Annotated in this window: 24 protein-coding genes; 10 read left to right on the forward strand and 14 right to left on the reverse strand. The window is 53.6% G+C overall.

Annotated features, from left to right (window positions below; translation table 11 throughout):
• Positions 1-3 precede the first annotated feature (3 nt).
• Positions 4-804, reverse strand: a complete 801-nt coding sequence (gene dapB, locus R1T41_RS07205; RefSeq protein ID WP_114123166.1) for a 4-hydroxy-tetrahydrodipicolinate reductase — start codon at positions 802-804, stop codon at positions 4-6.
• Positions 805-908: 104 nt separating this feature from the next.
• Complete coding sequence (locus tag R1T41_RS07210) at positions 909-1,793, reverse strand: aldo/keto reductase family oxidoreductase (RefSeq protein WP_317340906.1); 885 nt, start codon at positions 1,791-1,793, stop codon at positions 909-911.
• Positions 1,794-1,901: 108 nt separating this feature from the next.
• Here R1T41_RS07210 and R1T41_RS07215 point away from each other — a divergent pair, with 108 nt between their 5' ends.
• Complete coding sequence (locus R1T41_RS07215) at positions 1,902-2,840, forward strand: LysR substrate-binding domain-containing protein (protein WP_317340908.1); 939 nt, start codon at positions 1,902-1,904, stop codon at positions 2,838-2,840.
• 55 nt (positions 2,841-2,895) lie between these two features.
• Here R1T41_RS07215 and dnaJ read toward each other — a convergent pair whose 3' ends face one another.
• The 3 genes from dnaJ to R1T41_RS07230 form a co-directional block, all read right to left on the reverse strand.
• A complete protein-coding gene (gene dnaJ, locus R1T41_RS07220; protein ID WP_007088588.1) occupies positions 2,896-4,041 on the reverse strand; it encodes a molecular chaperone DnaJ in 1,146 nt (381 codons plus the stop codon).
• A gap of 104 nt (positions 4,042-4,145) precedes the next feature.
• On the reverse strand, positions 4,146-6,059 hold the full coding sequence (dnaK, locus tag R1T41_RS07225) for a molecular chaperone DnaK (RefSeq protein WP_317340910.1): 1,914 nt from the start codon (positions 6,057-6,059) through the stop codon (positions 4,146-4,148).
• 365 nt (positions 6,060-6,424) lie between these two features.
• A complete protein-coding gene (locus tag R1T41_RS07230) occupies positions 6,425-6,934 on the reverse strand; it encodes a DUF2244 domain-containing protein (protein WP_317340912.1) in 510 nt (169 codons plus the stop codon).
• 212 nt (positions 6,935-7,146) lie between these two features.
• Here R1T41_RS07230 and nth point away from each other — a divergent pair, with 212 nt between their 5' ends.
• The gene (gene nth / locus R1T41_RS07235; RefSeq protein ID WP_317341568.1) at positions 7,147-7,788 is read left to right on the forward strand and encodes an endonuclease III; all 642 of its coding nucleotides are present in this window, start codon (positions 7,147-7,149) and stop codon (positions 7,786-7,788) included.
• A 46-nt stretch (positions 7,789-7,834) separates the two neighbouring features.
• Here the strand turns inward: nth and R1T41_RS07240 are convergent, their stop codons facing one another.
• The gene (locus tag R1T41_RS07240) at positions 7,835-9,280 is read right to left on the reverse strand and encodes a penicillin-binding protein activator (RefSeq protein ID WP_317340914.1); all 1,446 of its coding nucleotides are present in this window, start codon (positions 9,278-9,280) and stop codon (positions 7,835-7,837) included.
• Positions 9,281-9,354: 74 nt separating this feature from the next.
• Between R1T41_RS07240 and rsmI the strand changes: the two genes are divergently transcribed.
• Together rsmI and R1T41_RS07250 are read left to right on the forward strand one after the other, a co-directional pair.
• Complete coding sequence (rsmI, locus tag R1T41_RS07245) at positions 9,355-10,206, forward strand: 16S rRNA (cytidine(1402)-2'-O)-methyltransferase (protein ID WP_317340916.1); 852 nt, start codon at positions 9,355-9,357, stop codon at positions 10,204-10,206.
• Between the two features lie 2 nt (positions 10,207-10,208).
• A complete protein-coding gene (locus tag R1T41_RS07250; RefSeq protein ID WP_317340917.1) occupies positions 10,209-10,592 on the forward strand; it encodes a YraN family protein in 384 nt (127 codons plus the stop codon).
• Positions 10,593-10,616: 24 nt separating this feature from the next.
• Here the strand turns inward: R1T41_RS07250 and R1T41_RS07255 are convergent, their stop codons facing one another.
• The gene (locus R1T41_RS07255) at positions 10,617-11,024 is read right to left on the reverse strand and encodes a DUF2000 family protein (RefSeq protein WP_062950163.1); all 408 of its coding nucleotides are present in this window, start codon (positions 11,022-11,024) and stop codon (positions 10,617-10,619) included.
• 48 nt (positions 11,025-11,072) lie between these two features.
• Between R1T41_RS07255 and R1T41_RS07260 the strand changes: the two genes are divergently transcribed.
• The 6 genes from R1T41_RS07260 to R1T41_RS07285 all read left to right on the forward strand — a co-directional run bounded on the left by R1T41_RS07260 (position 11,073) and on the right by R1T41_RS07285 (position 19,267).
• On the forward strand, positions 11,073-11,936 hold the full coding sequence (locus R1T41_RS07260; protein ID WP_317340919.1) for an AraC family transcriptional regulator: 864 nt from the start codon (positions 11,073-11,075) through the stop codon (positions 11,934-11,936).
• A 95-nt stretch (positions 11,937-12,031) separates the two neighbouring features.
• Positions 12,032-12,688 carry a BON domain-containing protein gene (locus R1T41_RS07265; RefSeq protein WP_114109292.1) on the forward strand — a complete coding sequence of 219 codons (657 nt, stop codon included), beginning with the start codon at positions 12,032-12,034 and terminating at the stop codon, positions 12,686-12,688.
• Between the two features lie 158 nt (positions 12,689-12,846).
• Complete coding sequence (locus R1T41_RS07270) at positions 12,847-13,704, forward strand: transglutaminase-like domain-containing protein (protein WP_317340922.1); 858 nt, start codon at positions 12,847-12,849, stop codon at positions 13,702-13,704.
• Positions 13,705-14,321: 617 nt separating this feature from the next.
• Positions 14,322-15,311 (forward strand): adenosine kinase, encoded by a 990-nt coding sequence (locus tag R1T41_RS07275; RefSeq protein WP_317340923.1) that lies wholly within the window; start codon positions 14,322-14,324, stop codon positions 15,309-15,311.
• Between the two features lie 424 nt (positions 15,312-15,735).
• Entirely contained in the window at positions 15,736-17,556 is a 1,821-nt protein-coding gene (typA, locus tag R1T41_RS07280; RefSeq protein WP_317340925.1) for a translational GTPase TypA, read from the forward strand.
• 145 nt (positions 17,557-17,701) lie between these two features.
• Positions 17,702-19,267: an AmpG family muropeptide MFS transporter gene (locus R1T41_RS07285; protein ID WP_317340927.1), complete on the forward strand. Its 1,566-nt coding sequence runs from the start codon at positions 17,702-17,704 to the stop codon at positions 19,265-19,267.
• Positions 19,268-19,383: 116 nt separating this feature from the next.
• Here the strand turns inward: R1T41_RS07285 and ptsN are convergent, their stop codons facing one another.
• The 7 genes from ptsN to R1T41_RS07320 all read right to left on the reverse strand — a co-directional run bounded on the left by ptsN (position 19,384) and on the right by R1T41_RS07320 (position 25,679).
• Entirely contained in the window at positions 19,384-19,848 is a 465-nt protein-coding gene (gene ptsN / locus R1T41_RS07290; RefSeq protein ID WP_062950151.1) for a PTS IIA-like nitrogen regulatory protein PtsN, read from the reverse strand.
• Positions 19,849-19,889: 41 nt separating this feature from the next.
• Entirely contained in the window at positions 19,890-20,489 is a 600-nt protein-coding gene (gene hpf, locus R1T41_RS07295) for a ribosome hibernation-promoting factor, HPF/YfiA family (RefSeq protein ID WP_062950150.1), read from the reverse strand.
• A gap of 162 nt (positions 20,490-20,651) precedes the next feature.
• Positions 20,652-22,217 carry an RNA polymerase factor sigma-54 gene (gene rpoN, locus R1T41_RS07300; RefSeq protein WP_317340929.1) on the reverse strand — a complete coding sequence of 522 codons (1,566 nt, stop codon included), beginning with the start codon at positions 22,215-22,217 and terminating at the stop codon, positions 20,652-20,654.
• A gap of 49 nt (positions 22,218-22,266) precedes the next feature.
• Entirely contained in the window at positions 22,267-23,094 is an 828-nt protein-coding gene (lptB, locus tag R1T41_RS07305) for an LPS export ABC transporter ATP-binding protein (protein WP_097051825.1), read from the reverse strand.
• A gap of 15 nt (positions 23,095-23,109) precedes the next feature.
• Positions 23,110-23,973, reverse strand: a complete 864-nt coding sequence (locus tag R1T41_RS07310) for an LptA/OstA family protein (protein ID WP_317340930.1) — start codon at positions 23,971-23,973, stop codon at positions 23,110-23,112.
• Positions 23,970-24,677 carry an LPS export ABC transporter periplasmic protein LptC gene (gene lptC / locus R1T41_RS07315; protein WP_114109286.1) on the reverse strand — a complete coding sequence of 236 codons (708 nt, stop codon included), beginning with the start codon at positions 24,675-24,677 and terminating at the stop codon, positions 23,970-23,972. Before lptC ends, R1T41_RS07310 begins: the two co-directional genes overlap by 4 nt.
• A 3-nt stretch (positions 24,678-24,680) precedes the next feature.
• Complete coding sequence (locus R1T41_RS07320; RefSeq protein WP_062950553.1) at positions 24,681-25,679, reverse strand: SIS domain-containing protein; 999 nt, start codon at positions 25,677-25,679, stop codon at positions 24,681-24,683.
• Between the last annotated feature and the right edge of the window lie 117 nt (positions 25,680-25,796).

A 25,796-nucleotide genomic window follows, 5' to 3' on the forward strand; every position in this document is an offset into this window, starting at 1 on the left:
GGTTTAAAGGCCCAGAACGTCGCGCATCGAATAAAGACCGGGCTTCTTGCCTTCGGCCCATTTCGCGGCACGTACCGCACCTTTGGCGAAAACCTCGCGTGATGATGCCTTGTGTGTAATTTCGATCCGCTCGCCCTCGCAGGCAAAAACAACCGTGTGATCGCCAACAACATCGCCACCACGCAGCGTTGCAAAGCCGATGGTGCCGTTTTCACGTGCGCCGGTATGCCCGTCGCGTGACCGCACCGAAACCGCATCCAGATCAACCCCACGACCCTTTGCCGCCGCTTCACCAAGGCCAAGTGCCGTGCCTGATGGTGCATCAACTTTATGTTTATGATGCATTTCGACGATTTCGATATCAGCCGTATCCTTATCAAGGACCGCAGCAACCTTCTCGACCAGTGCAAAGGCAAGGTTCACACCGACACTCATATTCGGTGCGAAAATGATGGTTGCAGTTTTGGCTGCAAGCTTAAGCTCCGCTTTCTGATCGTTTGAAAGCCCGGTCGTACCGATCACAAGGATTTTGCCGGTTTCAGCTGCCAGTTTGGCATGGTTCATGGTCGCAGCCGGTGCGGTGAAATCAATCACCGCATCAACAGCTTTAAACAATGCCTTGGGATCGTCACCGACCAGAACGCCACTTTCTTCCAGACCAGCAATCAGGGTGACGTCCTTGCCGACAAACGGACTGTCTGGCAGATCGGTACCACCGCCAACCTCGCAGCCGTTGGTTTTGAACGTTTCATTGACCAGCATGCGCCCCATACGGCCGGCACATCCGACAATCCCGATTTTCATTTCCGGTCTCCTCCGGCAAGCAATTTCAAACGTGTCATTGCTTTAGCACATGCCGCCCTGCGATGAAATCATCGGAAATGTCCAAATGTCGGACAAATCAACAATCAGCCTGTTGTCGCGGATTGCACTGCAATCCCGTCAAGTTCGGCAACGGCGTCAACCGGAAGCTTAAGGCTGGCAGCCGCAAGGTTCTGCGTCAAATGCTCGAACGATGACGTACCCGGAATCAACAGGATATTGGCCGAACGCTGCAACAACCAGGCAAGGGCAACCTGCATCGGCGTTGCGTCAAGGCGCCTGGCAACCTGTGAAAGGGTTTCTGACTGCAATGGCGAAAAACCGCCAAGCGGGAAAAACGGCACATAGGGAATGCCATCAGCCGCAAGGCTATCGATCAATCCGTCATCATCGCGATGCGCCAGATTGTACTGATTCTGCACACAGACGATGTCACAAATCTTGCGCCCTTCCTCGATCTGGGTCGGTGTCACATTCGACAATCCGATATGTCGGATCAATCCCTGCTGCTGTAATTTGGCCAAAACGCTAAGCTGTTCTTCAATTGAACCTTCCGCCGGTCCGTGCAACCCGTGCATCGATCGGAAATTGACAACATCAATCACATCAATCCCCAGATTGCGCAGATTATCATGCACTGCGGAGGTCAATTCAGCAGCCGACAGTGCTGGCAACCACGACCCGTCATCGCCTCGCTTTGCACTGATCTTTGTCACGATCACAAGATCATCCTGATAAGGATGAAGGGCTTCACGAATCAGCCGGTTGGTAATATGCGGGCCATAAAAGTCGCTGGTATCAATATGATTGACGCCTGCTTCGACCGCCTTGCGCAGCACCCTGATCGCACTGTCGCGATCTTTGGGTGGGCCAAAAACACCAGGCCCGGCCAACTGCATCGCGCCATAACCCATACGTTTAACGCTTAGATCACCGATCTTGAAATTCCCGGCTTGCTCGATATTGGACATGGAAATCTCCTTTCATGTCAGACATTCGATTTCTGTCCCGAAGCTAGACCCTACTGTTTTGATCAACAATCCGGTACAATCAGAACAAGCTGTACGGGACTCAAAACAATGAAAATTGATCTGCCCAATATCACCGCATTCGTCACCGTTGCCCGCGCGGGCGGTTTTCGCGAAGGTGCCCGTATCAGCGGTGGAAGCGCATCACGTCTAAGCGATCAGGTCAGACGACTGGAAGCCGAGCTTGGCGTAAGGCTGTTTAACCGCAGCACACGCAGTGTTGCGCTGACCGAAGCCGGTGAAGGATTGTTAAACCGGCTTTCTCCTGCCCTTGATGAAATGGAACTGGCTCTTGATGTGGTGAACAGCTTCCGCAGCCGTCCGGCAGGGACTCTGAAACTGAACGTGCCTGTAAGTGCGGCACGCCTTGTTCTACCGCACTTTATTCCACCTTTTCTTGCTGCCTATCCCGATATCCGCGTCGAGGTCATTACCGAGGAAAACTTCGTCGATGTTCTGGCCGAAGGATGCGATGCCGGTATTCGTTATGACGAAAGTCTGGAACTAGACATGATCGCAATTCCGATTGGCCCGCGCACCCAGCGTTTTGCTGCCGCGGCGTCACCGGGATATCTGGAAAAACACGGTATGCCAGAACATCCCCGCGATCTTCTGGAACATGCCTGCCTGCGCGGACGCTTTGCAAGCGGGACCATGATCTCATGGGAATTTGAGCGCGGTGATGAAACCATTGAACTAAACCCCGGCGGGCCGTTGCTTGTGCGCCCTGGCGGGGGAACTGACCTTGCGACTCACGCCGCCTGTATGGGCACGGGTATCGTTTACCTGTTTGAGGACTGGCTTCAGCCCTATTTTGATAGCGGTGCGCTCGTCCCGGTGCTTGCGGACTGGTGGCCGCGGTTTCCGGGTCCCAAACTGTATTATCCAGGGCGACGCCTTGTCCCCACACCGTTGCGGACCTTCATCGATTTCATCAAAAGTCGTCCGTGGCCAAACGATCAAGCCAAAGAGAAACCCCGCTCGGAATAACAGAGCGGGGTTAAAATATATTTCGTTCCGAAATCGGAACGATCTGGTGCAGCACCTAATCCGTCAGATCTTTCCAGATTTCCTTCATCTTGGAAAAGAACCCTTCGCTTTCCGGGTTACTGCCTTCTTCGCGCGAAATCTCGTCAAACTCTTTCAAAAGCTCTTTCTGCCGCTCGGTCAGTCTGACCGGGGTTTCGACACTGATTTCAACGAACATGTCACCACGTGCCTGCGACCGCAGGATGGTCATGCCCTTGCCACGCAGACGCAATTGCTGTCCCGATTGCGTACCTTCCGGGATGTTGATCCGGGTGCGAGTTCCCTCAATTGTCGGCACCTCAATGGTGCCGCCAAGGGCTGCCTTGCTCATCGGGATCGGAATCCGGCAATACAGGTTCGCCCCATCACGCTGGAAGAAGCGATGATTCTGGATATCAAGGAAGATATACAAATCACCTGCCGGTGCGCCATTGGCACCCGCTTCACCCTCGCCCGCAAGACGGATACGCGTGCCATCCTCAACCCCGGCCGGGATCGTCACCGACAGGGTCTTTTCCTGTTCGACACGACCGACACCATGGCAGGATTTGCACGGATTCTTGATGATTTTGCCTTTGCCATGACAGCTCGGGCAGGTACGCTCGATCGTAAAGAAGCCCTGCTGCGCGCGGACCTTGCCATGACCATTACAGGTCGGACAGGTTACCGGCTGCGAACCTGCCTCGGCACCGCTGCCATGGCATTCTTCGCAGGCAACCGAGCCCGGAATGGTGATCTCGGCCTTTTTGCCTTCAAACGCTTCTTCAAGCGAGATGGCCATATTGTAACGAAGGTCGGCGCCGCGCGACGATCCACCGCCACGGCGACCACCACCCATGGCCCCGAAAATCTCGTCGAAAACGTCGGCAAATCCGCCGCCTCCGAAACCACCGCCAAAGCCGCCACCGAAACCACCGGCACCGCCCGGTCCACCTTGCTCAAACGCAGCATGACCAAACCGGTCATAGGCAGCACGCTTTTCCTGATCTTTCAGGACTTCATAGGCTTCGTTGACTTGCTTGAATTTTACTTCGGCTTCGGTATCGCCCGGATTTTTATCCGGATGGTACTTCATCGCCTGTTTACGATAGGCGCTTTTGAGCGCGGCTGCGTCGGCATCTTTGCCAACACCCAACAGCTCGTAATAATCTTCTTTCGCCATCTGTAACTCCGAAACACGGTCGGGCCGTTCCCGCAATTATCTGCGTCCGGAACGGCCCGATTTTTATTTACAGGGCGTCGTTCAAGACGACCTCTGCGGTCGCCTTACTTGTCTTTTTTGCTGTCATCGACTTCTTCAAAGTCGGCGTCAACAACACCGTCATCGGCCTGTGCAGATGCGCCGGCAGTTTCACCTTCGCCACCTTCTTCGGCCTGCTGTGCCTGATACATGGCTTCGCCAAGTTTCATCGCAGCCTGCTGAAGTTCGTTGACCTTCGCGGTGATCGCTTCCGGATCTTCGCCGTCCTTGGCTTCTTTCAGCGCCGACAGAGCATCTTCGATCATTGATTTCGCACCGGCATCAACCTTGTCACCGTGTTCGGCAAGGTTTTTCTCGGTCGAATGGATAACTGCTTCTGCCTGGTTACGGGCTTCGACAAGCGCTTTACGCTTTTTATCGGATTCCGCGTTGGCTTCGGCATCCTTGACCATTTTTTCGATTTCGTCATCGCCAAGACCACCAGATGCCTGAATGCGGATCTGCTGTTCCTTGTTGGTCGCCTTGTCTTTGGCAGACACGTTGACGATACCGTTGGCATCAATGTCGAAAGTCACCTCAATCTGCGGAACACCGCGCGGTGCCGGCGGGATACCGACCAGATCGAACTGGCCAAGCATCTTGTTGTCGGCAGCCATTTCGCGTTCACCCTGGAAGACACGGATGGTAACAGCCGTCTGGTTGTCTTCCGCGGTCGAGAAAGTCTGCGACTTACGGGTCGGGATCGTGGTGTTGCGGTCGATCAGTCGGGTGAATACGCCACCAAGGGTTTCAATACCCAGCGACAGCGGAGTCACGTCAAGCAGAAGAACGTCTTTGACATCACCCTGCAGGACACCGCCCTGAATGGCGGCACCAAGTGCAACCACTTCATCCGGGTTCACACCCTTGTGCGGATCACGGCCAAAGAATTCCTTCACGCGTTCCTGAACCTTCGGCATACGGGTCATGCCGCCAACCAGGATCACGTCATCGATTTCACCTGCAGTGATACCGGCGTCTTTCAGGGCCGCTTTGCACGGGGTCATCGTGCGTTCGATCAGATCACCAACAAGGCTTTCAAGCTTCGCACGCGACAGCTTGATATTCAGGTGTTTCGGGCCTGATGCGTCAGCGGTGATAAACGGCAGGTTCACTTCGGTCTGCATCGACGAGGAAAGCTCGATCTTGGCTTTCTCTGCAGCTTCTTTCAGACGCTGCAGGGCCAGACGATCTTTACGCAGGTCGATCTGCTGTTCTTTTTTGAACTCTTCAGCAAGGTAATCGATGATGTTTTTATCGAAGTCTTCACCACCAAGGAAGGTATCGCCGTTGGTCGATTTAACTTCGAAGACACCGTCACCGATTTCAAGAACCGACACGTCAAAGGTACCGCCACCAAGGTCATAAACGACCACGGTGCCACCATCTTTCTTGTCCAGACCATAAGCCAGTGCGGCTGCGGTCGGCTCGTTGATGATGCGTTTGACTTCAAGACCGGCAATTTTACCGGCATCCTTGGTTGCCTGACGCTGGCTATCGTTGAAATATGCCGGAACGGTAATAACGGCTTCGGTTACCGGCTCACCCAGATGGGCTTCTGCGGTTTCCTTCATTTTCTGAAGCACCATGGCTGCGATCTGGCTCGGTGCCATTTTCTCACCATTAACTTCAACCCATGCGTCGCCATTCTCGCCGGCAACAATTTTGTACGGGACAAGGTCTTTGTCTTTTTCGACTTCCGGGTCGCCGTAACGACGGCCGATCAGACGTTTAATCGCAAACAGGGTGTTTTCCGGGTTGGTCACAGCCTGACGTTTCGCAGGCTGACCGACAAGGCGCTCACCGTCATTGGTGAAAGCGACCATCGACGGTGTGGTACGGGCACCTTCGCTGTTCTCGATCACGCGGCCTTCTTTGCCGTCCATGACTGCGACGCAGGAGTTGGTGGTGCCAAGGTCGATACCGATAATCTTGCCCATAGTAAGTTCCTCTTTTAGCGGCCGGTCCGTCCCGCAGCCTTCACGATCTAAGCGCTGCGCAGGACCTCCTGGGACCAATGGTTGTAATAGTCTCAAATTTCGTGGGGTAATTACCCCGCGCACCTATATATGAAAGTCATCAAAAACTCGCAAGCGGTGAAAACGGGGAATCTCGGGTGAATTTTACTCTGAAACGCGGAATCCGGTATCCGGAACCCGTTCCCGAAGCGATTTCACGGCCAAAATTGCATCTTTTCAGACTGTTTTCGCAATTAATTATGGGGGAATTCACCCAAAGCATATCGGGGATACCAAGACTGCAAAGCAGTCTGGAAATTGGGGAAAAGCACCGCCGCGCCTTGATTTCAGGATAATCCCGCGGGCTGTAGGTCAGGATGGCATCGTGCCTGACGCAGCAAACGATCAAGCTTTCCGGCCAGATCCGTCTTTTCCTCGGCCCCCAGGAACCCCGCGATCTCGAAACGCTTGCCGTGCGATCGCAAATAAAGTTCGCATTGATCATCCTCACCCCGTTCCAGCACCACCTGAAGCCAATAGGGCTGAAAATCAAATTCCTGCCGCGTACCCCGCGCAGAAATTCTGATGACACGCAAATTGCCCCGACGGAGTTCGATCCGCTCTTCTGCTCTTGCCGCGCGAAAACTGAAATGAAAAGCCAGCGCCAGCAATATCACATCAATGCCCAGAAATCCGATTACCGGCCACGCACCAACAGCCCAGAAAATCAAACCGATTGATGTCGTGACGCATGCAAGTATTACGACAATATTGCGCGCTGCCCGCCTGCTTAACGAACGTGGCGGGCGCAGATCGATGCGAAATATCGGTTTTTCGGTTCTTGGTACGGCTGGCATCGTAATCGACCGGTTTGCAGCGTTTCCAATCTGTCAATTCTGGAACGCTTCCATATCTGCCGCAATCAAAATTCGACCTTTGCAGAACGGCAGTTTATATATTTCGATGTCAGTAGATCAGACCGGCGATAGAGGAAGCCAAACTCTTAACATCCCGAAAATGACCGCAAAATGCGGCATCAACACAGAGATAAAGACCCATGTCCCGCCCGATGAGCAAAGCCGCCATAGAAGAATTTTTCCAGCGTCTTTCGGACGCCGACCCGGAACCGAGAGGGGAACTGGACTACTCCAATCCCTATACGCTTCTGGTGGCAGTCGCCCTGTCGGCACAGGCAACCGATGTTGGTGTCAACAAAGCCACCAAGAAGTTGTTCCAGATTGTCGAAACACCCCAGGACATGCTGGATCTTGGCGAAGAAGCCCTGATCGAACATATCAAAACCATCGGGCTCTATCGCGGCAAGGCCAAGAATGTAATGGCAGCGGCACGCATACTTGTTGAAAAGCATGGCGGGATTGTACCCAACGATCAGGATGCCCTTGAAGAACTGCCGGGTGTCGGTCGAAAAACCGCCAATGTTGTCCGCAACATTGCGTGGGGCGAACACACGATGGCTGTTGATACCCATATTTTCCGGCTCGGCAACCGGACGGGCATGGCAAACGGTAAAAACGTGCTTGCCGTCGAAAAGGGCCTTTTGAAAAAGGTGCCGTCACGCTTCATGACACATGCTCATCACTGGCTAATCCTGCATGGCCGTTATATCTGCAAGGCACGCAAACCGCGTTGTGGTGACTGCATTGTCAATGATCTGTGCAACTATAAAGACAAAACGCCCGCCGAAGCATAATCGGCGGGCATTCTGTATCAATTAAAGCCTTTGCTATCCTGTCGGCTCAGAAGACCTGATCAAATGCCGCGGGTGCCGGTGCAACAACTTTGGCACCGTCAGGCTGGATCTGCATCACAGCATAACCGCGTTCCGAACGCCCCTGTGCTGTGAGACGGAAAATGCCATCCACCCCGACAAAGCCATTGGCGTTGGTAACGGCATCGCGGGTCATGTCACCAGAATCGCGCGATAATACTGCGGCCAAGGCTGCGCTGTCATAGGCAAGGCTTGAAATGCGCGGCGGTTGTTCTCCAAATGTCCGCTCGAAACGGTCCGAGAACAGTTTCCAGTTTTCCGGATCCGGTGCAGCAAAGATACCGCCCTTAAGTGCCGGCTCCGAAAAAAGCCCCGGATCGTTCCAACCGAATGTTCCGATGAACTGTACTTCGGAACTATCGATATCGAAATACGCCAGAAGGGCAGAGACCTGCCTTAACTCTCCGCCGGTCGCCGGAAGGATCAACGCATCGAAGTCAAGTTCGCCCAGTGTGTCGACACCTTCGAGCCGCTTTAATGCACGCTGGGACGCTGCCGAACCATCTGCCTGCAATTCGCGCTTGCGTGCCCGCAAGTTTGCACGGCGTGCATCGTAATTGGCAAAATCGCGGATCGTCTGTTCCAGATTCTCGGAACCCGGTGCATAGAACGCGACCCGACCTAGGCTGCCCCCGACCCGCGAAACAATCCCCTGAAGGGCACCTGCGATTTGTCTGCCATAATCGTTTTGCGGTAACAAAGCCGCAAAACGATATTTGCCTTGCGTGGTTGCATACCCGGAAGCACGTGCGATCTGGTCTTCTGGGACAAATCCGTTAACCCACACACCGCTTTCGGCAACCCGCTGATTGTTTGAAAACGCAATCACCGGAACACCGGCAGCTTTGGCGATTTCACTGGCACCACTAACCGATTCGGCAAAGAGCGGCCCAAGGATCATTTTCGCACCGGCATTGATCGCCTGATGGGCTGCGGCCTGTCCGCCCTGATACGTTCCTGCCGTATCAATCGGCATAAGGACGAAATCGTCACCGGCAATGTCAAACATCGCCAGTTCTGCCGCATGACGCATGGCGCGCCCCAGTTCCTCGTTGGGACCTGATAATGGCAGCAAAAGCGCGACGCGCTTTTCATTCAATGCCGCCTCGTCGTTATAAAGTGTCAGTATTTCCTGACCCTCTCCCTCAGGCAGGGCAGAATCGCCCGGCCAAGGGTTTGCGTCCGTCAGAAGCCCCTGATCAGGGGCCCTGGTCGGGTCGTTTGCAGGGTTATTTGCCGTTTCTACAGGTGCCCCATCCCGTTGCATGCCCAACAGGTCCGTGATACTCGTGGTGCCACTGCATGCCGCAAGCCCCAGCGAAAGGACCACCACAGATGCCGTCCGGCGCGCGACCCGGCACCATGCCGAATTCCCGTCCAGATTCTGCAACGGATGACGTTTCGGAAAACCCACTCTCACCTCCCGATAGCTCGTTTCGCACGCAGGGTAATGCGCGCGACGGATCAAGTAAACCGGATGAACGACTCTTGCCACTTTCATCAGGTCTTTATCTTGTCGCTACTCCAATCGGTAATTTGGGCGATATTACGTTTCGTGCGCTCGATATCCTTAAACGTGCCGATATTATCCTGTGCGAAGACACCAGAACGTCTGGCAAATTACTGTCGCGATATGGCGTAAAAACCAAGCGGATCGCCTATCACGAACATAATGCAGCCAAAATGCGCCCCGAAATCATGGACCGCCTTGGCAAGGGACAGGCGCTTGCCCTGATTTCCGATGCAGGAACGCCGCTGATCAATGATCCCGGCTATAAACTGGTACGTGATTGCAAGACCGAGGGCTTTAACGTCACGGCAGCCCCTGGGGCTTCATCACCGATTGTCGCCCTTGTTTTATCCGGCCTGCCCAGTGACCACTTCTTTTACGCTGGCTTTCTGCCGCCCAAAACATCAGCCCGCAAAAAGGAACTGACACGCTTTTCCGGTATACCCGGGAGCCTGATCTTTCTTGAAAGTCCCAAACGGCTGGCTGGCAGTCTTGCCGATATGGCCGAAATGCTGGGTGATGCGCGCGAAGCCGCTGTCGCCCGTGAACTGACCAAGATGTTCGAGGAAGTCCGGACAGAAACACTTGGCAATCTGGCTGCTCATTACGCTGCCGAGGGTGCACCCAAGGGTGAAATCGTTGTGATCATCGGCCCGCAGAACGAACGGGATGCCGAGCCCGATGCTGACGACATTGATGCGCGTCTGGTCGAACTGTTGAAAACCTTGCGAACAAAAGAAGCTGCCGAACAGGTTGCCAAAGAGACCGGCTTGAAAAAGCGTGACCTTTATAATCGTGCGCTTGAGCTTTCCAAACCATCCGGAGCATAGCGATGAAATCCGGTCGGACTGCCCACAACGCAGGAATATATGAACGACGCAAGGCCGAAAGAGCCGGAAGACGCGCAGAATGGGTATGTACCTTGTGGCTCAGACTATGCGGTTACCGCATTCTTGCAACCCGGTTTCGCTGCCCGGTCGGGGAGATCGATATTATCGCCCAAAAGGGCAATCTGATCGCCGCTGTCGAGGTTAAAAATCGCCGCAACATTGACGATGCACTGAATGCATTGCGCCCCAAGCAGCAACAGCGCATCGCCCGTGCGCTTTCAACTTTCGCCAAACGAATCGACCATCATGGCGATCTGCGTTTTGACATCATTGCAATCAGCAACAGGTGGCGTCTCAAGCACCTCAAAAATGTGTGGATGTTGTAGGGGGAGGAAATGGCATATCGGTCGTCAGGGATGCATTTTCGCACCCTTGATGATTTTATCCGCCACCCGTTTTTCCGCCCGCAGAGCAATTCCCACAACCTTTGCATCATCTGGCGAAAACTGGCCAAAAACTTCCCGATTGGCGGCGTCGTGCCCGGTGGAAAACATTTCCTCTACATAAAGCGATGTGGTCACGCCGCGTTCCAGTGCGCGACGATGAACCTTTGCGATTGTATCCTGATCCGCTGTCAAAACGATGGCTGGCTGTCGGGACAAGGGATTATAAATATTCTTGTCGCGATCAATATAGGGTTCCCCGATAATATCGGGGTGCTGGGCAACGATGCCGCTCATCAAAAAGGCCGTGACATTCAGCAATTGCCAATTTTTCAGATCGTTGCGAAGAACAATGGCGACTTTGGTATCAAACATTTGTGCATCCGTTGATTTTGAAGAACCGGGGTTTTCGGGAAAACCGTCATGCAAAATGCTGTAGACCAAACCGTATCGGACGGTCTTGAACGTTTGTGCAAATCGCGCGAACGCTTCATTTCTGCAGCCCCGCTTCCGGGAATTGAACGAATGGAAGCCCTTTTTTTTGGCAATATGTTTGCGCCACACCGGCACGATACCTATGCATTGGGTATAACCATGCAGGGGGTTCAGACTTTCAATTATCGTGGTTCTTTCCGTGCCAGCCAGCCAGGCAACGTGATTGTCCTGCATCCCGACGAACTTCATGACGGGGGCGCAGGAACCGATGACGGCTTGCGTTACCGGATGCTTTATCTTGAACCATCATTGCTCCGTCAGGGACTTGGCGCTGAGACGGCTTCGCTGCCTTTTGTTTCAGATCCGGTGATTGCCGACCCGGAACTGGCTTCTACTCTGGCCTCAGTGCTGGCTCATCTTGATGAAGATGTCGATCCGCTGCTGATAGATCAATTTGTCTCTGACATTGCCTCCGGTCTCGCGCGTCATGCCAAAGGGCCCGTCAAGCCTGTGGGTCTTCTGGCGCTGGACCGTATGGAACGGGCCAGACGATATCTCGAAGATAATTTTGATCGAGCCGTGCAATCAGATGAGCTTGAAGAGGTCACCGGGCTTGATCGATATCGCCTGATCCGCCAATTCCGCGCCTGTTTTGCAACAACACCGTATCGGTATCTGATTATGCGTCGTCTGCAAAAAGCGCGCTCGCTGATTACCCTTTGCCATCCGTTGGTAGATATCGCGGGTGAAACGGGGTTTGCCGATCAAAGCCACCTTAACCGGCATTTCAAACGTGCCTTTGGTGTCACACCCGGTCGCTGGGCGGAACTCACATGCGAAAAAAGTCATTAATCGTCCAAACCCCGCTTTGAATTTAAAACTCCTTAACCGGCTACCCTCATATTGGCAGTTGAGACGACGGGGGAAGCGGGGCGAGAAACCGATTAATGACATCACTGTCACGCATATTGCGACGGTCAAAAGACCGTGTTGTTAAAGTCAGACATTATATCGCGCAAGCCGGACCGGCTCTGGTAATCGTTGCCATTTTGCCGCTTGCCGGATGCACATCACTTGCGATTGGTGCTGGCGCAACCGCCGGTGTGGCGGCCATGCAGGAACGGGGGTTTGGCGGGGCAGTCAGTGATACCGCCATCACTGCCGAAATCTGGCAAAAGTTTCTCGCAGAAGATGAAAACCTGTTTCGCCGGATCGAAATCGAAGTGGTCGAAGGTGAGGTGTTGCTGGCAGGTACAGTTGACAACACCGAGAGCGAATTGAAAGCCGTCGAACTGGCTTGGCAAGCCAACGGAGTAAACCGGGTCATCAATGAGATCACTGTTGGGCAAGGCAGCAGTCTGATGGACAATGCCAGCGATCTTCTGATCACGACCCGCATTAAAACCGCCCTGATGTTTGACACAGACGTCTATGCGATTAACTACAGTATCGAAACCATCAATGGTACTGTCCACATTATGGGCATTGCGCAAAGCGAACATGAACGGAATCTTGTTATCGCCCATGCTCGCGGTACCAGTTATGTCAGGCGCGTCGTCAGTCATGTGCGGCTGAAAGACGACCCGCAACGCCAGAGGACCTGAGCATTATTATCGATCGGGAAAAGGACATTACTGCGAATGATCGCCAATGGCTTACCGATTACGGTAACGGCCAGTACCCCGATGCAACCGCAGCCGAAGCTGCCCTGCGCTTTGCCCGGCTAAATGATCCCGATCGCAACATTTCGGCCTATCTTGATTTGCTTGATAGGATTTCTGACGATGTCCATGACCGAATCGCCGCCCTATGTGAAAAAGCCGGTGCGGATGATCAAAGCCATCCATCAGTCGATATTATCGTGCAGGCATTGCAGGACATTATTCCCGGCACTTATCAGTTTCAAGGCGACGCGGAAAATTATGACGATATCGCCAATGCCGATCTGATGGCGGTCATTGATCGCAAACGTGGTTTGCCGGTTGCACTCGCCCTGCTTTACATACATGCGGTAAAGCGCTGCCAGATCGAGATTACCGGTATTGATTTTCCCGGTCATTTTCTTCTTCGCCTGCAATCTGGTGGTGCCCGAAAAATGATCGATCCGTTCCACGGGGGCATTACGCTGGGATCGGCTGAACTGCGCGAATTGCTCAAAGCATTTCAGGGGCTGGACGCGGAATTGCAACCCGGCCATTACCGCGAAGCATCCGACATCGCAATATTGTTACGACTTCAAAACAACATAAAGGTTCGGGCGCTTCGGCAGGGCGAATTGGCCTTGGCAGCACGTGTTATCGACAGCAGCCTACTGATCGCACCCGACCATGACGGGCTTTGGCATCAGCTCGGTGCGCTTTATGCCCGGTTGCATGAAGATGAAAAAGCACTCCATGCCTTCACACAGTTCGTTGGGCTGTGCAAGGACCCGATGCATCGGGCGCGGATCAGTGCCGTTATCGAAGAATTGCGTGATCGTCTCGGTCATGGAACTTCAAACCAAAAAAACGATAGCAGGAACACGACGAATTCGGATGCACTGGTGCAACTGTATCCGGTTCGCCCGCAAAATGCGGACCACAAATATCCGTCAGACACCCCCGACCCCAGCCAGCCATAAGGCCCGATTTCACCTCTGAGATCACCTGAGGCTTACAGCGTTTCAAACATGTAAAACCTCAATATACGATTAGTCATAAAATCTTATATTGTGGATAATAGATATATTTAGAAACTCCTATATGAATACATAATAGTCTGTTTGAAGTTCTGACGAATTTGGGACTGCAGAAATCGTGAAATTAAGCCCATTCAAACAATCCTGAATGTAGATTTTCACCCTAATTTTGCAGCTATAGACCTTCTCGCCTGTGTCATTCATCTAAGCGAAGCCATCGCGTGTCCGGACAGCCCAAAAGCCCGCTTTTCTGCGCGTTACAGAATCACACTCCCAATTCGGGCCAATTGATTTTTCAAAACTCGAAACAATTCCGATTGGCAAAGATCAAAATTCTGTCCCATGACAACGAGAAAAACTACGAACGCAGTTTTTCTCGTTCTTAACGCAGGGTTAAAAGACCGGACACGAAACGGTCGCGATGCTTGCACCGGAATTTTCATTCTCTATACTCCGGCCAAACCATTTGGCCGGATATGGTATTGATCGCATGGCACTTTGATGGGCCTGCACTGTACCGGACTGCCCTCTATTCGAAAAAGCGCAGGAAATTCAAGTTCATGAGTGACACCAAATTCGACGTCGTCGGGATCGGCAATGCCATTGTCGACGTCCTTGCCCATTGCAAGGAAGAAGACCTTGGCCGTTTGAACCTCGTAAAGAACGCCATGACCCTGATCGATGCCGAAACTGCCGACAGCCTTTACGCCCAGATGGGCCCGGGCCTTGAAATGTCAGGTGGATCTGCGGGCAATACCATGGCAGGCATTGCTGCTCTTGGTGGCAAAGGTGCCTATATTGGTAAAGTACGTAACGATCAGCTTGGCGAAGTTTTCAGCCACGATATCCGCGCCATGGGGGTTTCCTTCAACTCGACCCCGGCCACATCCGGCTCACCGACGGCACGCTGCCTGATCTTCGTTACGCCGGACGGGCACCGCACCATGAACACCTTCCTCGGCGCATGCACGGAACTTGGTCCGGATGATATCGATGCCGAACTGATCGCATCGGCCAAGATTACCTATATGGAAGGTTATCTTTGGGATCGTCCGGAAGCCAAGGAAGCCTTTATCAAGGCAGCCAAGATTGCCCATGAAGCTGGCCGTCAGGTTTCAATCAGCCTGTCTGATTCCTTCTGCGTTGATCGCCATCGCAATTCATTCCGCGACCTAGTTCACAATCATATCGACGTGCTGTTTGCCAACGAAGACGAGATCAAATCGCTTTATGAAGTCGATACCTTTGAAGAGGCTCTCGCCGAAGTTCGCGTCCATTGCAAGGTCGCAGCCCTGACCCGCAGCGAAAAGGGTTCCGTCATCGTCTCGGGTGACGAAGTCATCGAAGTCCATGCCGAACCGGTTGCCCATGTCGTCGATACCACTGGCGCAGGTGACCTTTTTGCATCGGGTTTCCTCTATGGCTACACCCGCGGTGATGATCTCGCGACCTGTGGTCGCCTCGGTTCGATCTCCGCAGCCGAGGTAATTTCACACATGGGCGCACGCCCGGATGCGGACCTCAAGGAACTGGTCGCAAAGACTCTTTGATCATTGATCAGTCGGGCACGATAAAATTCACGGGACGGCAACATTTGATTGCTGTCCCGTTTTTTCTGCATCAATTGCCGGTATTCTGCGGTTTTGCAATGCACACAAAGATTGACTTTCTCCAGTTAATGGCGCAAGAACCCGGCATTGCATAAAAATCAACCCCGCATGTCATGCACGAGGCTGGTCTTTCGCCTCGACATTGGCTATGACAGGGCGGCTTTCGAGCCAGGCTGCAATTTGTCTTTTGGGCCAGTAAACATTCAGCATGTTCTGCACGACGCAAATTGCGCGGGTTTGACCTTGCCGACCGAACGACATCGGTCTTAGGCGGCTGAATATCTACTGGCCTTGAAACTTTTACTGACCGATGCGCAAGGGACGTATCCCGGCGCGCGGCATTTTTATTCTGGAGTCCGCGCCAATGAACTTGCGCAATATCGCCATTATCGCACACGTCGACCATGGCAAAACCACCCTCGTCGACGCGATGTTCCGTCAGTCCGGTGTTTATCGCGACAACCAGCGCGTTGATGAACGTGCGATGGACAGTAACGATCTGGAACGCGAACGCGGCATTACCATCATGGCAAAGCCTACCGCAATTCAGTGGGGCGATACGCGTATCAATATCGTCGATACTCCGGGCCACGCCGATTTCGGTGGTGAAGTCGAACGTATCCTGTCGATGGTTGACGGTGTTGTTCTGTTGGTTGACTCGGCTGAAGGTCCGATGCCGCAGACCAAATTCGTTCTTGGCAAGGCCCTCAAACTCGGTCTGAAGCCAATCGTGATTATCAACAAGATCGACCGTCCGGACCAGCGCGCCGAAGAAGTTCTCGACGAGATTTTCGATCTGTTCGTTTCGCTTGAAGCCAACGACGAACAGCTCGACTTCCCGGTTCTGTACGCATCCGGTCGTGATGGCTGGGCTGCAGAAGCACCGGAAGGCCCGAAAGAGAACCTGACGCCGCTGATGAACCTGGTTCTGAACTATGTTCCGGCGCCGAAGGCGGAAGTTGACGCACCGTTCGCAATGATTGCAACCATGCTGCATGCTGACAACTTCCTTGGCCGTATCCTGACTGGTCGTGTCGCGCAGGGTCGTGCAAAACTGAACATGCCGGTCAAGGTTCTGCGTGGTGATGGCACAGTCGAAACCGGTCGTCTTTCGAAACTGATGGGCTTCCGTGGCCTTGATCGTGTGCCGCAGGAAGAAGCTGTTGCCGGCGACATCATCGCGATTGCCGGCCTGACGGATGCCACCGTTGCCGACACCATCTGCTCGCCAGAAGTCACAAACCCGATCGCAAGCCAGCCGATTGATCCGCCGACCCTTGCGATGACCTTCTCGGTCAACAACTCGCCGCTTGCCGGTCAGGAAGGTGACAAGGTTACCTCGCGTATGATCCGTGCGCGTCTGGAACGTGAAGTCGAAGGCAACATCGCCATTCAGCTTTCCGAAACCGCCGACAAGGATGCCTTTGAGGTTGCCGGTCGTGGTGAACTTCAGCTTGGCGTTCTGATCGAAACCATGCGTCGCGAAGGCTATGAACTGTCGATCTCACGTCCGCGCGTTCTGATCAAGGAGATCGACGGCGTCCTGTCCGAGCCGTTCGAAGAAGTCCAGGTCGATGTTGACGAAGAATTTGCCGGTGCCGTCGTTGAAAAGATGAGCCTGCGCAAAGCCGAAATGACCGACATGCGCTCAAGCGGTGGCGGCAAGACCCGTATCATGTTCCTCGCCCCGTCGCGTGGCCTGATCGGTTATCATGGTGAATTTCTGACCGATACCCGCGGTACCGGCGTGATGAACCGTGTGTTCCATTCCTACGGACCGGTCAAAGGCTCGATCGCTGGTCGTCGTAATGGCGTTCTGATCTCGAACGATCAGGGCGATGCGGTTGCCTATGCTCTTTGGGGTCTGGAAGATCGTGGTTCGATGTTCATCAATCCGGGCGAACGTGTCTATGAAGGCATGATCATTGGCGAACACAACCGTAACAACGACCTTGAAGTCAACATTCTCAAGGGCAAAAAACTGACCAACGTCCGCGCATCGGGCAAGGATGATGCCATCACCCTGACCCCGCCACGTCGTATGTCGCTTGAAGAAGCGCTGGCTTATATCCAGAACGACGAACTGGTCGAAGTTACCCCGCAAAGCATCCGTATTCGCAAGCTGCACCTTGATCCGAACGTGCGCAAACGCGAAAGCCGCAAATCGGAATCCGAAACCGTCTAATCCGGTTTGTATCCAGATTGAAAAAGCCGACCCGCTTGGGTCGGCTTTTTTGTTTTTCCTCATATATTTGGCGCCAAGCGTTTCGGCATTCCTTAACCTGTTTTCCCTACCTTCAGACAAGGTGGCACTTAGACTGGGGAAATCCATGCACAACACCGCTTTGCGCAGTTGGGGTGATTCATTTCGCGCCTTTATCCATCCGCGCGTCATCACCATGCTGTTCATGGGCTTGTCAGCCGGGATTCCAATCCTGCTGATATTTTCCACCCTGTCGATCTGGTTGCGAGAAGCCGGGGTAGAACGTTCAACCGTCACTTATTTCAGTTGGGCGGCCCTTGGCTATTCCTTCAAATTTGTCTGGGCGCCGCTAATTGACCGGCTACCATTCCCTATTTTGTACGGAGTTCTGGGCCGCCGGCGAAGCTGGCTGATTGCTGCCCAATGCGCCATCATAAGTGCCATCCTTTGGATGGGCTTTACCGATCCGGCCCAAAACCTGACCATCATGGCCTTTGCTGCCGTTGCGCTTGGCTTTGCATCTGCAACACAGGATATCGTAATTGACGCTTATCGTATCGAGGCCGCAGACACTGACCTGCAAGCCATGATGAGTTCTGCCTATATCGGTGGCTACCGTATTGGGATGATTGTTGCCGGTGCCGGCGCATTGACCATTGCCGGGTTATTCGAGGCCGAAGGCAGTTATGAACCGTTGGCCTGGACAATTGCCTATGGCTGCATGGCACTCGCGATGGGGATCGGCGTGATCACCACCTTGCTCATTCGCGAACCCGCCGTAAATCGCACTGACAGCAAGTATTTTCATAGAACATCCGATTACGGCCGTTTCCTTTTGATGTTTGTGCTGACCGTGATCGCCTTCATCATCGCCAACATCTATGCCAGCGATCTGACCGATCCGTTGAAAACAGCTTTGGTTGAAAACGGAATGATCGACGAGCTGGCTAGTTTCATCGCAGGATTTCTCAAACTTGCTATCTCGGTCGCTGCCGCGATCCTTGTCGCATGGCTTACCACCAGTATCGGCTTAACCCCAACCGGTATGGTTCAGGAAACCTATATCGCGCCGGTCAAGGATTTTATCGACCGCTATGGCAAAGCCGCGATAGTTGTTCTGGCCCTTATTGGCCTCTATCGGATTGCCGATATCGTTATGGGGGTCATGGCCAATGTTTTCTATACCGATCTGGGGTTTTCCAAGGAAGAAATCGCGGCTGTTTCCAAAACATTTGGCCTGTTCATGACGATTGCCGGCAGCTTCCTTGGCGGCCTACTTTCGGTTCGCTACGGGGTCGTGCGTATCCTGTTCCTTGGTGCACTTCTGTCAGCCATAACCAACATCCTGTTCGCCGTTATGGCGCATCTGGGTCCTAACACCGTCATGTTTGCCGGTGTAATCATGGCAGACAACCTGTCAGGTGGTCTGGCAACTGCAGCCTTCATAGCCTACCTCTCTGGCCTGACCAATATTTCCTTTACCGCCATGCAATATGCGATCTTCAGCTCGATCATGACGCTCTTTCCCAAGATCCTTGCCGGATTCTCCGGCACTGTGGTCGATGCAGTCGGTTATAGCTGGTTCTTTGTAGGCACAGCCTTGATTGGCGTTCCTGTGCTGTATCTGGTGGTTCTGGCCAGTCGCATGACTGCGCTCAATGCAGCGGAAAAACCCGAACCAAAGCCAAAATAGACCACAGGTGCCGTACGCCCCTTTGTTCAGAAAAAGTAAAGCCGGGCACCGTTAAGACGGTGCCCGGCTTTTGATATCTTGCTATTTGCCGAACTTGCACCCGGTCAATTGCGCGTTCAAGCGGCCTGTTCGGCCTCATCCTGGGTCAGCAGTGCATAGATCGCATCGGCTGAACCAGCGCCGCGCAACTTGTCGCACATACCCTGATTACGCAGCAGACGGGAAATCCGCGCCAGTGCCTTCAGATGGTCGGCACCGGCTTCTTCCGGTGCTATCAACATGCAGAACAAATCGACAGGATGTTCGTCAACGGCATCGAACTCGATCGGGTTTTGCGCACGCGCAAAGATCATGTGTAATCGGTCGAGATCAGCCAGCTTGCCATGCGGAATCGCGACGCCGCCACCTACGCCGGTGCTGCCAAGTTTCTCGCGATCAAGCAGAACGGAAAAAATTTCGCCTGCTTCACGCCCGGTAACTTCCGCTGCCTTTTCGGCAAGTTCCTCAAGGACAGCTTTTTTCGCGCCGGACCGCAAGGCCGGTATCACCCCCGAAGGGGAAAGTATCGATGATATGTCCATTTTTCGCGTTGCGTTGTTTGGCTCGGAAGAATCTGTATCCGTCACGCTGCACCAGCCTCCTTATCGGATGGGTCAAGCCACCCGATATTGCCGTCAGCACGACGATATACAACATTCAATCCGCCATGTTTGCCATTCCGGAACATAAGCGCCGGAATGTCCCCCAAGTCGAGCCGCATAACAGCTTCTCCGACAGAGAGCGTGTCAATGCGATCCGGTGTTTCAGCGACGATCACCGGCTCAAAGCCGTTGAGATGTTCGTCCTCTGAATGGTCTTCATCTTCCTGTGCGATCACATAATGTGTCGCATCAATTCTTGCCTGCTCATACTGATCACGGTTGGCATTGTGGTGATCACGCAATCGCCGCTTGTAACGTCGCAACTGTTTGGCGACGCGATCACAGGCAGAATCGAAAGCAGGATACACCTCATTCGCCGATGCCTTCGCCTGAACCAACATGCCTTTGCCGACATGGACCGATATCTGCGCAATATAGAGATGAGCCTGTTTGGTGATGGTCACCGTGGCTTCGATCGCGTGATCGAAATATTTCTCTACCGCAGGGTCCAACGTCTCGACGACGTGTTGACGGAGTGCGTTACCAACGTCGAGTTGTTTACCAATAACCGTAATTTGCATGGATCGCCTATCCCCAGTTGAGTGACTTCCCAGTACATATGGACCTTCAGTGCCCCTCAATCAGGAGGCCGCACCATATTCCCTCGTTAATGCCAAGTCAACATTTGGGTATTATTGGTTAATATACAATACCTTAGGGTATATTTTGCAGTGTTTGACCGGCTAGGAAACCCGCGACTTTTTTTCGCGCCGTCGCTGGACCGACGAGGGAATTCTCATCGCTTCGCGGTATTTTGCCACTGTTCGGCGGGCGATGTCGATCCCTTCCTTTTGAAGCAGCTCGACAAGTTTGTCATCGGACAAAATCTTTTTCGGATCTTCCCCATCTATCAATGACTTGATGCGATGTCGAACAGATTCAGAAGAATGCGCATCCCCCCCGTCCGCAGACGAAATTGCAGTGGTGAAAAAATATTTCAATTCATAAACGCCACGCGGGGTCGCCATAAACTTGCCGTTGGTCACCCGTGATACCGTGCTTTCGTGCATCCCGATTGCTTCGGCGATGTCGCGCAGGATCAGCGGACGCAGATGCGATACGCCGTGATTGAAGAATCCGTCCTGCTGGCGCACGATCTCACTTGCGACCTTCATGATCGTAGTTGCACGTTGATGCAGGGCCTTTACCAGCCAGTTCGCATTCTGGAGCTTCTCGCTCAGGAAGCTGCGTTCCTCTCGGTTCCGCACCCCCTGCCCAATCTGTACGGCGTAATCCTCATTCACCAGAACACGCGGCAATGCCTCGCTGTTTAGTTCCAGATGCCAGTCGCCATTTCCGGCCGCACGCATCAAAACATCCGGGATTACCGGCGTTGCCGGTTCCCCATCAGCTGTTCGCCCCGGACGCGGGTCAAGTGTCCGGATTTCGGCAATCATATCCGCAAGATCGTCAGCATCGACCCCGCAAATCCGGCGCAGACGATCAAATTCACGCCGGGCCAGCAGATCCAGATTAGCAAGCAAAGCCGACATTGCCGGATCGAACCGGTTACGTTCACGGAGTTGCAACTCAAGGCATTCTGAAAGGTTACGGGCAAATATGCCGACCGGCTCGAATCCCTGCATGGCTGCGAGCACACGCAACACATCCTTCATATCGCATTCAAGGGACTCGGCAACTTCTTCCAGTGGCCCTGCCACATAACCGCTTTCATCAAGCATATCGATCAGATAACTGCCGATCATGCGTGATACGGGATCGGCAAAGGCAATGTTGAGCTGATCATCAAGCAACTGTCTCAGGGTCGCCTGATCGGCCAGAGTCTGTTCAAGCCCTGGTAAATCTTCGCTACTGCCGCCACCTGTTCCACCGCTGTAAGGTGCCGAATAATCACGATTTCCGGCAACAGGGGAACCATCAGAGCTGATATCACCTTCGCCATTATAAAGGGCGTCCGGGGCACAATCGAGCGGACCGGAATCGCCGTCACTCATGGTTTCACTGGATGTCAGCCGGTCGGTACCGAAACGGTCCTCGCGATCCGAAAAATCATCGTTTGTACGGGAATCGATGCCCTGATCGCCGTTGCCAACCGCGCCATCGCCTTCTTCGGCAAAAGTCTGACCGGGATCAACACGTTCCAGAAGCGGGTTTTCCAATAACTCGCTATCGATGAAATTGGAAAGCTCGATATTGTTAAATTGCAGCAGTTTGATCGCCTGCTGCAATTGAGGCGTCATAACAAGAGACTGGGACTGACGAAGATCAAGCCGCGCCTTCAGGGCCATTATGAACTACCCCGTGTCAATCCGAACTCCCCAAGAAGCAGGTGTTTCATCAAAGGCTGAAACGATCGCCCAGATAAACCCTTCTGACATCGTCATTCCTGACGATTTCATCGGGACCACCTTCCATCAAAACCCGACCGTCATGCAAGATATATGCCCGGTCAATGATGTCCAGAGTCTCGCGCACATTGTGGTCGGTAATCAAGACCCCAATGCCACGATCTTTCAGATGACGTACAAGATCGCGAATATCACCGACTGCAATCGGGTCAATCCCGGCCAGCGGTTCGTCCAACAGAACGAAATTCGGATGGGCTGCAAGGGCACGTGCGATTTCGCAACGGCGGCGTTCCCCACCCGACAGGGCAAGGGCCGGAGTCCGGCGCAAATGCTCGATGGCAAATTCGGCCAGAAGATCTTCGAGATTCTGCTCGCGCTTGATCCGGTCATCCTCGACAACCTCAAGCACGGCCATGATGTTTTGCTCGACGGTCATACCGCGGAAGATGGATGCTTCCTGGGGCAAATAGCCGATTCCCATGCGGGCACGCTGATACATCGGCATCATGGTGATATCCCGCCCGTCCAGCGAAATATTACCCCGATCCGGGGAAATCAGGCCGGTAATGATGTAAAAACTGGTGGTCTTGCCTGCTCCATTCGGCCCCAAAAGACCAACAGCCTCACCACGCTGAACCGACATCGAAACATCTTTCAGCACCGGGCGCTTCTTGAAACTTTTACCAAGATTGTGCGCAACCAGCCCCTTGTTGGCTGTTACCAGTCGCGGGCCGGTGCCGGAAGATGCATTACTGCCACTGCCAGCCTTGTTTGCATGTGTGCTGTCGGATTTTCCGCTTTTGCGCGACCAGAACAAATTCCCGACCCTTCGTCAGTTGCCATTCCCGGATTGACCCGGGCTGTTTTCTTCGTCTTTTTCCGGCACAAGCAGGCCGCGAACGCGACTTTTGCCATCGCCATTTCCGTTGGCGGTCAATCGGCTGACACCCGTATTCAGGTCAACAACAGCACGGTCACCGTTCAATTGGTTCTCGCCGCGTGTGATCTTAACCGATCCAACAAGGGTTGCGATACCCGTTTTCGCATCGTAAACGCCTTGATTGCCAACCACAAAGTCCGTTGGTGTGCGAATGGTAACGTTTCCGTTGCCATCAATCCGGCTCAGCTCGTTTTCGCCGTTCTCGCCCATCTCGAACCGTGCTGTCAGCACATCCCCCCGAAGAGTGCGGTCATCAGCAACAGCAACCGCATTGCCACGGGCGACTGCCATTCGTTCAGTTTCCCAATATTCAAGGCTTTCTTCAGCTGTCAGCGTCTCGGTCGGCGTTTTGTACTGCAGATCTTCACCCGTCAACACGACGACCGCATCGTCAATATCATAAATTGCCTGATCACCGGTCGCGACGTCGGTTTCCGATGACAGTTTGACGTTTCCGGTCGCGATAATGCGGTAAATCTCGCTTTGTCCGTCACGATCACGATAAAGCGCGCGCAGCTCGTCGGCATCAACACGCGAATTGCCGCGTTTGGCAACTGCATTGCCACGTGCGATCAAAACCTGCTCGTTGCGACGCCACTCAATACCATTGTCGGACTCGACCTCAAGCCCGCCACCGCCGCTTTGAGCAAGACCAAGCGGATCGGCATAGGCGCCCCCGCACGGAACCATCATCGCACCACCCAAAACTGCTGCCAGCAAAAAACGACGCATTGCAAAAGGCGCAATTGCGATCATGACTTCCCTTTCAATGCACTATCGAAAATCACCAGTCGAGCATTTCCCAAAAAGCGGATTATCGCCCCCTTGTCTTCAAGCTCGAAACCGGTGTCTGATTTAATCGTTCCAAACGGCCCCTGCCCGTCGACCGGTTCATTGCCTTTCGCACTTCCATTACCTAATTCAATCTCTGCCTGCTCGGTATGAATTTCAAACCCCTGATCGTGATACATATTCACGGTTCCGACCAGATCGAGGAGCTCGTCGCTTTCGGTATAGAACCCCGTATCGGCGGTCAGTGCAATCCAGGAGCCGTCCTCAAGCGTGATATCAGCCTGCGGTGCATCCAGCCGCACATGCGCAAGACGATCTTCGTTTTCGGGCTGTTCGACGGCTTCATTAGCCGTCACGGTAAAGGGCTGCCGGTTGCTGTCCACGCCAAAAAAGCGTGGATTGCTCATGGTGACATTTTCCATCAGATCGTCGGGCGTGGTCGAAAAACCAAGCCGAAAACCGCTTTCCTGAACTTTTTCGATCTGAGGCCACAACACGACAAGGGCGACAAGCGTTGCCGCAATCAGCGGCAGAACCAGCTTGAGCATATTAACAATCGTTCGGCGGAACGGATTGATCTGCACATCGCGCCTACCGGACGGCAGGCGATCGTTCATGCGCGCCGTGCGCGCCGCCCGTTCGACCTCTGCCTTCCGATCCTCGCTCATGGATTACGCAACCCCCAGACGCAGAAGGTCATGGATATGAACAAGCCCTACCGGTTTGCCGATATCGTCAACAACAAACAGGGCAGTGATGCTGCGATCATTCATAACGGCAAGCGCCTCGACCGCCAGAAGATCGGATCTGGTTGCTTTGGGGTTGCGCGTCATAACGTCAGCAACCCGCATCGCCACCAGATTGTCCGCCATATGCCGGCGTAAATCGCCATCGGTCACGATACCGGTCATCTTGCCGTCACCATCAAGCACACCGACACAGCCAAACGATTTTCCGGTCATGATCACCAATGCTTCGGACATCAGGGCGTCTTCGCCGATCAACGGAATATCGGCAACACCATGCATGACGTCGCTTACATGCAGCAACCGCTGCCCCAGCTTGCCGCCGGGATGGAATGTGCGGAAATCATCGGCACTAAAGCCGCGGCGCTCCATCAGCGTAACGGCAAGTGCATCGGCAAACGCCAGCATCGCTGTAGTTGATGTTGTCGGCGCCTGTTTGTTGGGGCATGCTTCCGGACTGTTGGGTAGAATCAGTGGATAATCGGACTGCATTGCCAACGAACTTTCCGGGCGACGGGTCATCCCGATCAGCGGAACGTTAAAGCGTCTGGTATAGGCAATGATGTCGGACAATTCCGGCGTTTCACCTGAATTCGACAGGGCAAGCACCGCATCGTCCTTGCCGATCATGCCCAGATCGCCATGGCTGGCTTCGGCCGGATGGACAAAGAAGGATGGCGTCCCGGTCGAAGCGAAGGTCGCAGCAATTTTCTTTGCGATATGACCGCTTTTTCCCATGCCAGTCACGACCAGACGTCCTGCAAGACTTTCAATCAGATCAATTGCCTTGCAGAAATCACCATTCAGCGATTCCGAGAGATCGCGCAGCGCATCGGCTTCAATCGCCAAAACCCGGCGGGCGACTTCAAGATCCTTTTCCGTTGCCGGTTCGGGTGTGTTTTGCAGTTTGGGGGTCACTGTCATCGGTTTCTTTTTCATTTCCCTGCAAAAGCATTCCAGAAATATTCACAGGGAAGAGATGGGCGGGAATATCTGTGCTGGCAAGCCATGAAAACCAATATGTACCTGCGCTTCAACATG

The sequence above is a fragment of the Thalassospira lucentensis genome, assembly GCF_032921865.1.
In the GTDB taxonomy this organism is placed as follows: Bacteria; Pseudomonadota; Alphaproteobacteria; order Rhodospirillales; family Thalassospiraceae; genus Thalassospira; species Thalassospira lucentensis_A.